We start from the raw sequence: 13,827 nt of genomic DNA, 5'->3' as shown, positions 1-13,827 counted from the left end.
AGATTACTCTACTGATAAGAAATAATAGTATACTGGCTGATTTCCGGCATTAACCTCAACATCAACAGATGGGAACTCTTCGCTCAAACGATCACAAAGTTCCTTAGCTCTTGCCTCATCAATTTCCTGACCATAATAAATACTGATCAGTTCAGAATCCTCAGACATCATCTTACATACAGTCTCAAATGCAACATCGTTGATATCTGTTCCATCTGCCAGCATTCCCTTATCACCAAGACCAATAATGTCATCCTTATGAATCTCGATATTGTCGATCATCGTATCACGAACAGCATAAGTAATCTGTCCTGTCTTGACACTCTTGATGCTCTCTGTCATGTTCTCTGCATTTTCTTCCATCGAACTATCCGGTACAAAATTAATGATAGCAGTAATACCCTGCGGGATAGTTTTTGTCGGAATTACAAAAATTTCCTTATCCTTTGTCAGCTGCTTTGCCTGCTTTGCTGCCATTATGATATTTGAATTGTTCGGCAGAATGAAAATGTTTCTTGCCGGAACCCGACGAATTGCATTAAGCATATCCTCTGTACTTGGATTCATGGTCTGTCCGCCCTCGATTAAATAATCGACACCAAGCCCCTTAAAAATTTCTCCAATTCCTGCACCGGCAGATACGCTTATAAAGCCATATTCCTTCCACTTGGACTTGTCTTCCTGCTCACGCTCCTTACGATCTTCCTCTGCCTGCTTGATAGCTTCTCTCTCTGCATTCTTGATAACGCGCTCCTGATGCTCTTCACGCATGTTATCAATCTTCATGCTTGTCAGCTGACCATAGGTAAGTGCCTTTTGAATTGCAAGACCTGGATCATTTGTATGCACATGTACTTTAACAAGCTCATCATCTGCTACGCACACGATAGAGTCACCTATAGAAGACAGGAATGCTTTAAACTCCTTCTCATCCTCGTGTGTAAAGGCACGGCTTGTCATAATAATAAATTCGGTGCAATAGCCAAACTTAATATCTGCAGTATCGATTTCATCGTTTGCTGCACCTGTTACAGTGCGTGATGCAGCTGGCTTTTCAGCGGTGAATGTGATCTCTTTTCCAAGATAACCATCATATGCACCCTTTAATACCTGCATCAGACCCTGTCCGCCAGAATCAACAACGCCTGCCTGCTTTAAAACAGGAAGCATCTCTGGTGTCTGGCTTAATACATAATCACCTTCCTTTAACAGTTCCTGAATAAAAACATCCATATCGCAGCCGCTTTGTGCAAGTTCTTTCGCTTTATCAGAAATTCCCTTTGCAACAGTAAGGATTGTACCTTCCTTCGGCTTCATAACAGCCTTGTAAGCTGTCTCTGTTGCACGCTGCAAAGCTTCTGCAAGCAGCTCCATATCAATCTCTGTACTGTACTTAATGGCCTTTGTAAAGCCACGGAACAGCTGAGACAAAATAACACCTGAGTTACCTCTAGCACCGCGCAGTGAACCAGATGAAATCGCTTTTGCTAACGTCTCCATCGTTGGTTCCTCAACAGAATTTACTTCCCTTGCTGCGGAGAGAATTGTAAGTGTCATATTTGTTCCTGTATCACCATCCGGCACTGGGAATACATTTAATTCGTTAATCCATTCTTTCTTTGATTCCAGATTTGCCACGCCTGCAAGAAACATGCGCTTTAATAAACCTGCGTCTATCACATTACTACCCAAAATATAGCTCCTCCTTAGGCGGCATCTGTCACTGATCAGTCAATGACTCTGACACCCTCTACATACATATTAATTTTTTTAACACGGATTCCTGTAAACTCCTCAACATGGTACTTTACACTATCCGTTAAATTGTTGTATACAGCCAGAATACTTACTCCATATGAAACAATTACATGGAAATCAATTGTAAGCTCATTATCTTCTAATGATACATTAATGCCTCTTGTTATGCTGTCCTTTTTCAGCAGATGAACAAGTCCGTCCTTCATGCTGACACTGGCCATACCAACAATGCCGAAGCATTCCACCGCCATAGAACCTGCATACTTTGCGATGACATCTGTTCTGATCATAACATCACCCTGAGGATTCGATATACGTCCCTTCATTCGGTTACCTCCAACTAACAAATTCAGAAAATACATTTTTACTGATTCTGACTTAGACTAAGAGCCTGCTCCTAGTATTCCATCAGAGAATTTATTAATTCTGGACGGATTCTAAGCAGAATACTCTATGTTTAGAATATCTCATTACCACGTATAAGTCAAGCAAAATCCTTTTGATCTGGAATGACTACAGTTCACTGTAATAATCCTTTTTAAATCTTTTTAAAAAAAGTCCTTGATTTTTTTCTGAATATCTGTTATGATATCTATGTTGTGAGCCTATACGGCTACATTTGCGTAAGGAGGTGCGATTTATGGCAAAGTGTGAGATCTGTCAGAAGGGTGCTCATTTCGGAAACAATGTTAGCCATTCCCATAGAAGAAGTAATGCGGTTTGGAAGTCCAATGTTAAGTCCGTTAGAGTAAGTGTCAACGGAACCAACAAGAAGATGTACGTTTGTACTTCCTGTTTACGCTCTGGCTATGTTGAGAGAGCTTAATTTCGTTACGGGTATGATTTAAAGCGGTCGCTTGTCGACTGCTTTTTTTCTGTCTAAAATTAGCATCCGCAGCAAAATAGAACATACCCTAAAATAAGGCAAAATAAAATCACTATTACTGAGCAAAGACAAACTGGGACAAAAAGCATCACTGCCATTCCCAGTCCAAAGAAAAATAAAAGAAGTCCGCATAAACGTTTCATAAAGACCTTTTTCGGTTCCTTATTCATTATAGTTTATGCGGACTTTTTATGTCTATTCTTTTTGCTACTGAATCAGCTATTATTTTTTATCGTCGTTTAAGATATCATCTACTGCCTCATCAACAGCTGGATCGTCTGCCTTCTTGCTTGTGAAGCGGTTAATCAAATCAGGAACCATATCCACAATCTTAGTAGTAAGATCCTGGTTCTTGATATTAACAACCTTTGCCATACCCTTTTGAATGATTAACACGGCACATGGACTAATATTAGCTCCAATTCCTCCTGCCGTCTTATTGTCACTATTTTTTTTGAATGCGCCTGCTCCCATGCCGAACTTCATATCAACCAGTGGAATGATGGTGGCATCGTTTACCTGAATCGGTTCACCGACAACAGTTTTTGAGCTGACAAATCCTTCCAGCCCTTTTAACAGCTCATCTACTGATGAGCCAAAGTTAATTTCTTCCTTCTCCATCTTTATTTCCTCCTTGTCTCAGCCGCTTATATTGACGGCGAATGTTTTTATTTAGTACGACACTGAGCGCCACATACACCAGATATCCTAATCGTATTCTTCCACGAAATGCAATATCTCCTTCGAGTATAAGTTCTTCTGTTTCAAACTCAGGCTCTATTACGAGATTCTCTTTCGTAAATGGATACAGCATCGAAAAATAAGCTAACGTTTTTCCCGTCTTAGACGGATCCTCAAAACCAAAGTGAATGCGTCCTGTCATCCTTCTTGGAAGAATATGATGAAGCAATCCCTTTGCTTTTTTCCAAAGAAATCCCATAGCTTCCTTCACAGGATCAGATGTCAGCAGATTTTTCCAGTAATCAATTTTATTTTTGATTTTTTGAATTCCTGCCTTACTGTCAATAAACTTCTCTTTGACTGCAAGAAGCTTTTGTTTTATAGCCTCAAATTTAGACTTCACATCTGGTCTGGCAGATTTTTCTTTTTGTGATTGCTGCTTTTTTTCTGACTCTGGCTCATCCATTTTCTTTGCTTCTGGCGCCTCATCAGCGATCTTTTTTTCTTTCTTTGGCAATTCTGGAATTGGCTTTTGCGGCTCGTAGATTGTTGCAACATCTTTAGATACAGTGTCAGACTGCTGTTTTGGCTTTTCTGATTTCTCTGACTTTTTTGGTGCCTCTTGTTTAGGCATTTTCTTTGCTTTGCTTTTCTTAGGCGGCTTTTTTGTCTTAGGATAAATCGTCTTTCCAAACAAGCAAACCCTAATTTTCGTCCCGTCTTCTGAAAGTGAAGCACTTGCCGATATCATATGAAGAAGCCACGTTAGTTTTACATTTCCAGAGAGTATCTTTTCCTCTCGTGCACCCTCGCCATGATATCGTATTGGCACTAAAAGAATGACTGCCGCTGCCAAAAGAATCAATCCAATCAGCACAAGAAGGATTATGCCAATTATTTTCAATATTGTAAGTAAAATACCTAACATTGTCCTCCTTTTTAAAGCTTCATGAATGATTTCACATCAAAGCCACCAGTCTTCTGATACATTTCTTCAATCAAAGCTCGAACCACTTCAATCGCCTCGCTCTTATTCGCTGCTGCCGCAATCACTGTGCGCCCATACTGCTTTTTTCTGCGAAGTTCTTCGTATGCACAGATTTCCATCAGATTTTCTGGAACCACTTCAGGAAGAACAACAACATAAATGCTGCCAGACGGACGATTGTGCTTAAGCTTCCATGTAAGCTCAAAACGCTTTCCCGAAACTTTTTCGCCAAGGCGGATATCCTTACACAGTTTCAATTGATCCCTCTCCTTTACTATTGCCAGACAAGATCACTTCACCTTAGAACCTTTTTTTGTTACAGGCTTCTGATGATTTCGATACATGCTAATTTTTCCGCAACATCTGAACATGAGGACAGACTGTTTTGAATATATTCCTCAAGCTGATTATAATCACGGATAAACAGCGGAACCATCGTGACAAGCTTTGCCATAACAGCACGGGCTAACGGTTTTGATGATGACTTTAAAAATGTCTCCAGCTCTGAAATAAGCGCTGCTGTCTGTTCTTCGATATAAGAAGCTTCCACAGTCTCGCTCTCTTGCTTTTGCTCAATATCTGCAAAGCGGCTGCTTGAAAGAAGCTTTGAAAGTACCTCTAACTTGCTGAAGGTTTCGATCATTCCCTGCTCACTAAGCTGTTCTTTGCTGCTTTGCATCAGCTCATCTACCAATGTTGATTTTTCCTGAAAGGTCATGCTGTACTGTTCCTGAATTCCCTCAAGCGCTGTAAGCATTGCATTTAATGCCGCCTCATCTGTTCCCGGTGTCAGCGTAAAGGAAATAATGCTGCTGCAGGTCTTATGCTGCTCTGTCCATGTACAGCCGTCTGTCATTGTTACAACACACAGATCATTGATAAGCTCCTGCAAAAGAAGCATACGATCCATCTGGCTGTTTAGCTCCTCCATAGCGTCAGCAAGCATATCGTGAAGTTTATTCCACTCGGCCTCACTTACGGTAGACAGCGGTGCCTGTTTAAAAGTCTCTACAACTTCATAAAATGCTGGAAAGCTCTGTTTAAATTCTGCTGGCTCCTCTAACATTGCAGCTGTACGAAGCATAAACAGCTGTCCATCTACTGCTTCTTTGTCTGAACCCTTATAGGCATCCATTCCTTCTGCGAGGACCTGGAAGAAACGCTTTCTTGTCATTCGCATCGGAAGCTGCTCTATAATAGATACAAGCATTGACTGACGAACTGTCTGATCAGTCTCTGATGACAGCTTCTGCAAAATTTCCTGCGTCATATCTTCATCGCTGTAGCCCGCCTCAAGTGAAGCACCGCTAAAACGATACTCAAGTCTGTTTAACACATATTCATATACCGTGAAGCGATCTGTATATGCGCTAAGCAGCTCCATAATTTGTGTGCTCTCTTTGCGAAGCGACAGCGCTTCCTCCTCACGCTTTTCATCCAGACCTGAGACAAGCTCTTTATTGACACGGCCAAGCAGACCGCAATACGCTGCGGACAACTTGGAGATTCGTGTATATTCATCAGACGGCTCCTCTCCCATATCCAGATAAACTGGCAGATTCATGGCAATTCTTGCCAACGAGAGTGTTCTGGCATCAGATGTCATCATAGATGCAAATCCTGTCAGATTGTCTTTTGTCATATGTCCGTGAGCAATCCCGCGGATGGTTGAATTGGTTTTCATAATAAATAAGTCCCCTTATTTTTCTTACTTCTGGTCTGATAATACATCCAGATTGTGTACAATATAGTCAACCAGTGAGATAATCGTAAGAATCAAAGCGGCATAAATTGCGATTGTTGTAACAACAGATAATGCAGAAACATCCATAATCAAAAGGATGCACATAATCATCTGAACAACCGTCTTTGCCTTTCCCCAGATTCCTGCGGCAATCACACGGCCGTTTTCAGCAGCTATAAGGCGAAATCCGCTGATAATAAATTCTCTGGCTACAATAATAATAACAATCCATGGTGCCAACGTTCCAAGTCCTACAAAACAAATCATGGCAGAGCAGACTAACAGCTTGTCTGCGAGTGGATCCATGAATTTTCCAAAGTTTGTAATCAGGTTATACTTTCTTGCAATCGTACCATCGAGTTTATCGGTAATAGACGCTGCCACAAAAATTACCAGTGCAACCCACTTTCCCCAGCTGTATGGAATCAGCTCACATACAACAAAAAACGGGATCAGTATTACACGCAGCATAGTCAGTTTATTCGGCAGATTCATGTTCTTCATACAATTCTCCAATCAAATCATATTCATCTGAGCCGGTAACAACTGCCTCGGCAAAATCACCGGACATCAGTGCTTCTCCTGATTTTATAAAAATGTAACCATCAATGCCTGGCGCATCCATGTAGGTTCGTCCGACATAGGCATGCTCATCTGGAAGATATCCTTCAATCATAACAAGCAGCTTTTCGCCAACACAGTCTGCCTCAAAATCAAAAGAAATCTCCTGCTGCAGCTCCATGATAGCATCACGTCTTTGCTTTTTGACTTCTTCATCAATCTGATCTTCCATCTCGGCAGCCGGTGTTCCTTCCTCTGGTGAATATGGAAAAACACCAAGGCGCTCAAAGCCAACCATGTCTACAAATGAGAGCATCTCTTCAAAATCTTCTTGTGTCTCGCCTGGGAAACCTGTAATTAACGTTGTTCTAAGAACAATATCCGGAATCTCTGTACGAAGCATCTCAATTTTATCTAACAGCTCTTTGCGGTTTGTACGTCTGCCCATCTTCTTTAAAATGCGGTCTGAGGAATGCTGTATTGGCATATCCAGATAATGACAGATCTTTTTTTCTTCTTTCATTACCTGAACAAGCTCTGGCGTAATTTCCTCTGGATAACAATATAAAAGACGGATCCAGACAATGCCCGGGATTGCACACAAACGATGAAGGAGTTCTGGAAGCATTTTCTTTTTATAGAGATCAATTCCATATACGGTAGTCTCCTGTGCAACAAGAATCAATTCCTTTACACCTTCTGCTGCAAGTTCTCTTGCCTCTTTTTCAAGTTCCTCCATCGGTACGCTGACATAAGCACCGCGCACAGATGGAATTACGCAGTACGTACAGCGCTTATTGCATCCTTCTGCAATCTTTAAATAGGCATAATGACCGCCTGTTGTCAGCAGTCTCTTTGTTGTATGACTGTTTAACACACCTGTGGACATCAGATTTCTTGGTCGTTTGCCTTCAAGTGCCTCACGCACAACATCCGCAATTGTATGCCATGCGCTTATTCCAAGGATTCCATCAAGCTCTGGCAGCTCTTCTAACATTTCATCCTGATAACGCTGTGAAAGACATCCCGTTGCGATAAGTGCTTCAAGCTTCCCTTCTGTCTTAAAACGTGCCAGATCTAAAATATTTTGGATGCTTTCTTCCTTTGCATCTCCAATGAAACAACAAGTATTTACAATAATTACCTGTGCCTGTGCTTCATCATCCGTAAATGTACATCCCTCATCTGCAAGAATGCCAAGCATTTTCTCAGTATCCACCAGATTCTTATCGCAGCCAAGGGATACGATCATTACCTTCTTATTCAGCATCTTCTGTCTCCGAAGTTTCTGTATCTGTGAAAGAAAGTGGGCTTTCCATAGTGGCTACTGGTGTGAAATCATCCTCACCTTCCTTTGTAATATGAACCTTGCCCTCACGAATCTCCTCTACTGCGATGGAAAGAGGCTTATAGGTAGAAACATGATCGGCAAGCGGCTCCTGTCCGTTTACAATCTGGCGTGCACGCTTTGCAGATGCAATTACAAGTGAATAGCGGCTGTCGATTTCTGGCTCATTCTCGTCACGAACCTCATTAAGTGTCTTTAATAACTCATTATAAGATGGATGGATCATTTTTTCATTCTCCTTATCATTTTTTATTTGTTTATTGATCATTACAGCAGTCAAATTATCTTTAAAGTGTCTTTAAATCATCTTTGATTGCTGCAACAAACTCTTTGTTAAATTTTACTGCGTGATGTGTGCTCTGCATCAGTGCGTCAAGCTCCTTGACGCATACATCTAAGTCGTCGTTTACAATAATGTAATCATATTGATCCATGTAAACGCCTTCTTCAACGGCACGCTTTAAACGCTTTTCAATCAGCTCTTTCGTCTCAGTTCCTCTGGCTGTCAGACGTCTTCTTAATTCAGCTGCAGACGGCGGTGTAATAAAGATAAGAATGGTGTCTGGGTATGTTTTCTTTACCTGCAAAGCGCCCTGCATCTCAATTTCAAGTATAACATCCTTTCCGGCTGCCAAATTCTCCTCAACAAAGCCAAGCGGTGTTCCATAGCCTTTATTTACATAGATTGCACTCTCTAAAAAGTAACCCTCTGCCTGTCTTTTTACAAACTCCTCATGAGAAATGAAATAATACTCTTTTCCGTTTGTTTCGCCATCTCTTGGTGCTCGGCTTGTGCAGGATATTGAAAGTGCATACTGCTCATTTTTGCAAAGCTGTTTCATCACAGTTCCCTTTCCTGAACCTGAGAAACCGGAAACAACAAATAAATTACCTCGTTTACTCATCTTCTTCCTCCTCTTGTAGCTGTGTCTTTCCCACTGTCAGATTACATCTGGCGGTAAGCGTCTCTGGTGTGAGCGCTGAGAGAACCAAATGACCGCTTCCAGTAAGAATGACTGATTTTGTTTTTCTTCCCTGTGTCGCATCAACTGCACTTCCTTTGCTTCTAGCCTCGCTGACCATACGCTTCATCGGTGCAGAATCTGCTCTGCAGATAGATACAATCTGACTGGAATTTATAAAATTGCCAAATCCGATATTTACAAACATACAAAACTCCTGTAGTGAAACTTTATTCGATGTTTTGAACCTGTTCACGTATTTTCTCAATCTCAGTTTTCATGTCGATTGCCACATCTGCAAGTGTTACATCGTTGATCTTTGAAAGTGTGGTATTCGCCTCACGATTCATCTCCTGTGCAAGAAAATCAAGTTTTCGTCCAACGCTTCCGCCTGTGCACAACGCTTCCTTCATGTGGCTGATATGAGTGCGAAGACGAACCATCTCCTCATCCACACAAATCTTATCCGCATACAGAGTTACTTCCGCTGCAATTCGATTTTCATCAATCACAGAAGCTTCAATAAACTCTTTTACCTTTTCTGTCAGACGAATGCGGTATTCCTGTACCATCACAGGTGCTCTATCTGTCACCATATCCACTAACATATCCATGTGATCTAACTTTAACAGCAGATCCTTTTTTAGCTGCTCACCCTCTGTCTGACGCGCCTGTACCATTGCAACACAAGCCTGCCTTACTGCCTGCTCTACATCTGGCCACAGCTCCTTTGCATCAGTATCCCGCTGCTCCATAGTAAAAACCTCTGGCATACGTGCAAGCTCTGTCAATGTCAGATTATTTTCAAGATTAAATGTATCAGCCATCTGCGCCATATGTGCCATATAGTCTCTTGCAATATCCTCATGATAGCACAGCACTGTCTGATCATCAGACTCTGTTTCATAGCTGATATACATATCCACTTTTCCACGCTGCAGCTGTTCTTTTACAAGACTGCGGATCGCAGTCTCAAAGCAGTTAAAGATCTTTGGCATCTTAATTGAGAGATCAAGATACCTGTGATTTACTGATTTCATCTCTACGATGATCTTATGCGATTCGCCCGCAAATTCAAAGCGCCCGAATCCTGTCATACTTCGTATCATAAATGTATTCGCCTTTCCGGCAGCTGCTTTTATCGTGCAGACTACGACTTATTATTATACGCTAATTTAATTCTATCGTCAACTTGCAATCGAAGAAAGATTGCGTTTTTTTTTACATTCTGTTATACTGTCAAATATCAAGGTCCAAGACTGTTTTAGAAAGGTTGATTACGTACTATGGCTTTTGATGGAATTGTAATTTCAAATATTGTATCTGAATTAAAGCAAAAATTAACTGGCGGGCGCATCTCCAAAATTGCTCAGCCTGAGCCAGAAGAACTTGTTTTAACAATCAAAAACAAAAAAGACACCTACCGTCTGTTTCTATCAGCAAATGCAAGTCTTCCGCTGATTTATCTGACGCAGGAGGCAGGGCTTAGCCCGATGACTGCACCTAATTTCTGTATGCTTCTTAGAAAGCATATAGGAAATGCCCGCATCACAGATGTCACACAGCCAGGACTAGAGCGAATTGTGCGCTTAGAACTGGAGCATCTTGACGAACTGGGTGATCTTCGTCAGAAATCTCTTGTAATTGAGATAATGGGCAAACACAGCAATATAATTTTCTGTGATGGCACAAAGATCGTTGACAGTATCAAGCATGTAAGTGCCGCTGTAAGTTCTGTGCGCGAGGTTCTTCCTGGCCGCGACTATTTTATTCCAAACACAACAGGCAAAACAAATCCGCTTGCTGCCGACAAGACATTTTTTTCTTCTCTGTTTTCTTCTGGAAAAAATATTGCTGCCATACTTTCAGGAAATTTTACCGGAATCAGCAATGTCAGTGCAGAGGAAATCGTCTATCGCAGCGGCCTAGACAGCTCTCTTGCCGCAGAGGCCTGCACATTAGAAGAACAGACTCGCCTATGGAACGCTTTTTCTGGTGTCATGGATTTGATCCGCACACAGCAATTTTCTCCATGTATCGCTTATGACAACAATGAGCCAAAGGAATTTTCTGCATTTTTGCTAACAGGACTAACTGAGTATCGTCTTCAGACTTTTGACTCAATCAGCGAGGTTTTATATACTTACTATAATTCCCGCAGTGCCATTGCTCGCATGCGCCAAAAATCGGCAGATCTTCGCCATCTTGTTCAAAATTTGATTGAACGCACTGCCAAAAAGGCTGATCTTCAAAGACGACAGCTTTCTGACACCGACAAGCGTGAAAAATATCGCATCTATGGCGAGCTTTTAAATGCATATGGCTATGATTGTCCGCCCGATGCAAAATCGTATGAGGTATTTAATTATTATACTGATCAAATGATGACGATCCCACTTGATCCGACAATGACAGCAAAAGAAAATGCACAGAAATATTTTGAGCGCTATAATAAATTAAAACGAACTTTTGAAGCGCTGTCTACTCTGACTGTTGAGACAGAAAATGAGCTTGCTCATCTCGAATCTATCATGACATCAATTGATATCGCTGCAAGTGATATAGATCTTGATGAAATTCGCAGAGAGCTTGGAGAAAGCGGTTATATTAAATCGCATGGTCCAAAAGGGAGAAAGGACAATCGAAGAAAATGTGTTCCTTATCACTATCTTTCTTCTGATGGCTTTGATATCTATGTTGGAAAAAACAACTACCAGAATGAAGAACTGACCTTTAAGTTCGCACAAGGAAATGATATCTGGATGCATGCCAAAAAAACACCAGGATCTCACGTCATTATTCAGACAAATGGCAGAGAAGTGCCAGACCGCACCTATGAAGAGGCTGGAAGTCTTGCTGTTTACTATTCCAAGGCAAAGACTGCACCAAAGGCTGAAGTTGACTACATTGAACGCAAGTTTGTAAAAAAGCCAGCTGGAGCAAAGCCAGGTTTTGTAATTTACCATACTAATTATTCACTTGTAGCAAGTCCTGATATCAGCAGCCTTAAGCTAATCTCCGGAGGCGAGTAAAAAGTATATATCAAAAAAGAATGGCAATCATCCTATTTTTAGAATGATTGCCATTTTCATTAGGTTATACATTTACATCAGTTATCGTATAGCCAAATAATTATTCTTTTGCTTTTACTGATGTCTCCGAAGTTTCTGAAACTTCTAAAGCTTCATCTGGTTCTGGTGCTGCTTCTGGAGTTTCTGAAACTTCCTCTGGCTCTGATGCTGCTTCTGGAGTTTTATCTGCTTCTACTTCGGCAGTCTCTGTTCTTTCATCTTCTGTCTCGTCTTCAATACCACTAAACTTACGAATTGCTTTTTCTTCAGCACGCTTTGCAAGCTCTAAGGCTTTCTCAGCTTCTTTTAATGCAGCCTCAGCAGCCTCTCTCGCCTGCTGTAAACGAATTGCTTCTTTTCTACGTGCTTCTTCTTCGATAAGTCCATCATAAAGCTTTTCATACTCTCTTGCAGATGCATCCCATGAGAAATCCTGCTTCATTGCACGAAGAACCATTTCATTCCATGCCCTGCGATCATTGAAATAAGTTTTCTTTGCATAACGAATGATAGCAAGCATCTCATGCGCATTATAATTAGTAAATGAAAATCCTGTTCCTGTTCCATCCACTTCATTATATGGTGTAACGGTATCGCGAAGTCCGCCTGTCTCACGTACAATCGGAAGAGTACCATAGCGAAGACTCATCAGCTGGCTAAGACCACATGGCTCAAACAGAGATGGCATTAAGAACGCATCACAGCTTGCGTAGATACGATGTGACAGCGCCTCAGAGTAGAAAATATTTGCAGATACACGCTCTGGATATTTTCTGGAGTAATAGGTAAACATATCCTGATATTTGCCCTCTCCTGTTCCAAGAACGACAAGCTGCACATCTTCTGCACAAATCTGATCAAGAACACACTCAACAAGGTCAAGTCCCTTCTGATCAGTCAGACGTGAAACAATTCCAAGCATGAATGCATCTGGATTTTCCTCAAGGCCAAGTTCCTTTTGCAGTGCTGTCTTATTTGCTGCCTTTGCCTTAATTACATCTTCTACTGAATAATTAACTGCAATGTCCTTATCTGTCTTCGGATTGTAAACATTATAATCAATACCATTTACAATACCGCTAAGCTGCTTAGAACGTGCACGCAGCAGTCCATCTAAGCCTTCTCCATAGAACGGCATTCTAATCTCGCTTGCGTAGCTGCGACTTACTGTAGTGATGCGGTCTGCATAGACAAGTCCGCCCTTTAACATGTTTCCGTTTCCATATGCCTCAAGCTTGTCACTCGTAAAGTAATAATCAGACAGACCAGAAAAGCCCTTAATCGTATCCACACTCCATGTACCCTGGAACTTCAGGTTATGAATAGTAAAGATTGTCTTGATGCCCCAGAAGAACGGATCAGACTGGAAGCTGTCATGCAGATATACTGGAATCAAACCTGTCTGCCAATCATGACAATGGATGATATCCGGCTTAAACCCAATTAATGGAAGGATGGAAAGAACTGCCTTTGAGAAGAAGCAGAATTTCTCAATATCCTCGTACATATTTCCATACGGCCATGGTCCGCCAAAATAAAACTCACTGTCTACAAAATAGAAATGAACACCTTCATACTCCATTTCCAGAACGCCGACATACTGTGTACGCCAATAAAAATCGGTGTAGAAATGCGTTACATACTTCATCTGGGAGCGCAAAGATTCCTTTATGCATAAGTACTTCGGCATAATTACTCTGACATCATACTCTTCTTTATTAAAATACTTTGGAAGGGAACCGACAACATCAGCAAGACCTCCCGTCTTGATAAAAGGTACGCACTCAGACGCAGCGAAAAGAATTTTCTTCATAAACCTCAAACCTCC

14 protein-coding genes and 1 pseudogene are annotated in these 13,827 nt (G+C 41.3%); 2 read left to right on the top strand and 13 right to left on the bottom strand.

Annotated features, from left to right (window positions below; translation table 11 throughout):
- Positions 1 to 3: 3 nt before the first annotated feature.
- Positions 4 to 1,692: a DAK2 domain-containing protein gene (locus tag LKD48_RS05275; RefSeq protein WP_227099827.1), complete on the bottom strand. Its 1,689-nt coding sequence runs from the start codon at positions 1,690 to 1,692 to the stop codon at positions 4 to 6.
- A 35-nt stretch (positions 1,693 to 1,727) separates the two neighbouring features.
- Complete coding sequence (locus tag LKD48_RS05270) at positions 1,728 to 2,084, bottom strand: Asp23/Gls24 family envelope stress response protein (protein WP_066558948.1); 357 nt, start codon at positions 2,082 to 2,084, stop codon at positions 1,728 to 1,730.
- Between the two features lie 314 nt (positions 2,085 to 2,398).
- On the opposite strand from LKD48_RS05270, the gene rpmB reads away from it, so the two are divergent.
- Complete coding sequence (rpmB, locus tag LKD48_RS05265) at positions 2,399 to 2,584, top strand: 50S ribosomal protein L28 (protein ID WP_082868519.1); 186 nt, start codon at positions 2,399 to 2,401, stop codon at positions 2,582 to 2,584.
- A gap of 282 nt (positions 2,585 to 2,866) precedes the next feature.
- On the opposite strand, the gene LKD48_RS05260 is transcribed toward rpmB, so the two are convergent.
- The 10 genes from LKD48_RS05260 to LKD48_RS05215 form a co-directional block, all read right to left on the bottom strand.
- Positions 2,867 to 3,265, bottom strand: a complete 399-nt coding sequence (locus tag LKD48_RS05260) for a GerW family sporulation protein (protein ID WP_066558946.1) — start codon at positions 3,263 to 3,265, stop codon at positions 2,867 to 2,869.
- Complete coding sequence (locus tag LKD48_RS05255; RefSeq protein ID WP_308731426.1) at positions 3,246 to 4,253, bottom strand: hypothetical protein; 1,008 nt, start codon at positions 4,251 to 4,253, stop codon at positions 3,246 to 3,248. The genes LKD48_RS05260 and LKD48_RS05255 overlap by 20 nt, the downstream gene beginning before the upstream one ends.
- A gap of 11 nt (positions 4,254 to 4,264) precedes the next feature.
- Positions 4,265 to 4,570 carry a hypothetical protein gene (locus LKD48_RS05250; protein ID WP_066558941.1) on the bottom strand — a complete coding sequence of 102 codons (306 nt, stop codon included), beginning with the start codon at positions 4,568 to 4,570 and terminating at the stop codon, positions 4,265 to 4,267.
- A gap of 59 nt (positions 4,571 to 4,629) precedes the next feature.
- Positions 4,630 to 5,997, bottom strand: coding sequence for a hypothetical protein (locus LKD48_RS05245; RefSeq protein ID WP_308731425.1), 1,368 nt, complete (start codon positions 5,995 to 5,997; stop codon positions 4,630 to 4,632).
- 24 nt (positions 5,998 to 6,021) lie between these two features.
- The gene (gene pgsA / locus LKD48_RS05240) at positions 6,022 to 6,552 is read right to left on the bottom strand and encodes a CDP-diacylglycerol--glycerol-3-phosphate 3-phosphatidyltransferase (protein ID WP_308731442.1); all 531 of its coding nucleotides are present in this window, start codon (positions 6,550 to 6,552) and stop codon (positions 6,022 to 6,024) included.
- A complete protein-coding gene (gene rimO, locus LKD48_RS05235; RefSeq protein WP_308731424.1) occupies positions 6,536 to 7,888 on the bottom strand; it encodes a 30S ribosomal protein S12 methylthiotransferase RimO in 1,353 nt (450 codons plus the stop codon). The genes pgsA and rimO overlap by 17 nt, the downstream gene beginning before the upstream one ends.
- The gene (rpoZ, locus tag LKD48_RS05230) at positions 7,878 to 8,192 is read right to left on the bottom strand and encodes a DNA-directed RNA polymerase subunit omega (RefSeq protein ID WP_066558932.1); all 315 of its coding nucleotides are present in this window, start codon (positions 8,190 to 8,192) and stop codon (positions 7,878 to 7,880) included. The genes rimO and rpoZ overlap by 11 nt, the downstream gene beginning before the upstream one ends.
- A gap of 61 nt (positions 8,193 to 8,253) precedes the next feature.
- The gene (gene gmk / locus LKD48_RS05225) at positions 8,254 to 8,871 is read right to left on the bottom strand and encodes a guanylate kinase (protein WP_066558925.1); all 618 of its coding nucleotides are present in this window, start codon (positions 8,869 to 8,871) and stop codon (positions 8,254 to 8,256) included.
- Complete coding sequence (locus LKD48_RS05220) at positions 8,864 to 9,136, bottom strand: DUF370 domain-containing protein (RefSeq protein ID WP_066558922.1); 273 nt, start codon at positions 9,134 to 9,136, stop codon at positions 8,864 to 8,866. The genes gmk and LKD48_RS05220 overlap by 8 nt, the downstream gene beginning before the upstream one ends.
- Before the next feature lie 22 nt (positions 9,137 to 9,158).
- The gene (locus LKD48_RS05215) at positions 9,159 to 10,037 is read right to left on the bottom strand and encodes a YicC/YloC family endoribonuclease (protein WP_227099833.1); all 879 of its coding nucleotides are present in this window, start codon (positions 10,035 to 10,037) and stop codon (positions 9,159 to 9,161) included.
- A gap of 177 nt (positions 10,038 to 10,214) precedes the next feature.
- Here LKD48_RS05215 and LKD48_RS05210 point away from each other — a divergent pair, with 177 nt between their 5' ends.
- Positions 10,215 to 11,960 (top strand): Rqc2 family fibronectin-binding protein, encoded by a 1,746-nt coding sequence (locus tag LKD48_RS05210; RefSeq protein WP_308731423.1) that lies wholly within the window; start codon positions 10,215 to 10,217, stop codon positions 11,958 to 11,960.
- Positions 11,961 to 12,375: 415 nt separating this feature from the next.
- Here LKD48_RS05210 and glgA read toward each other — a convergent pair.
- Positions 12,376 to 13,812, bottom strand: a pseudogene (glgA, locus tag LKD48_RS05205) (glycogen synthase GlgA); the annotation flags it as partial.
- Between the last annotated feature and the right edge of the window lie 15 nt (positions 13,813 to 13,827).

The sequence above is a fragment of the Anthropogastromicrobium aceti genome, from assembly GCF_020687335.1.
Taxonomy (GTDB): Bacteria; Bacillota; Clostridia; order Lachnospirales; family Lachnospiraceae; genus Anthropogastromicrobium; species Anthropogastromicrobium aceti.
This window is presented reverse-complemented; position numbering and strand designations above follow the sequence as displayed.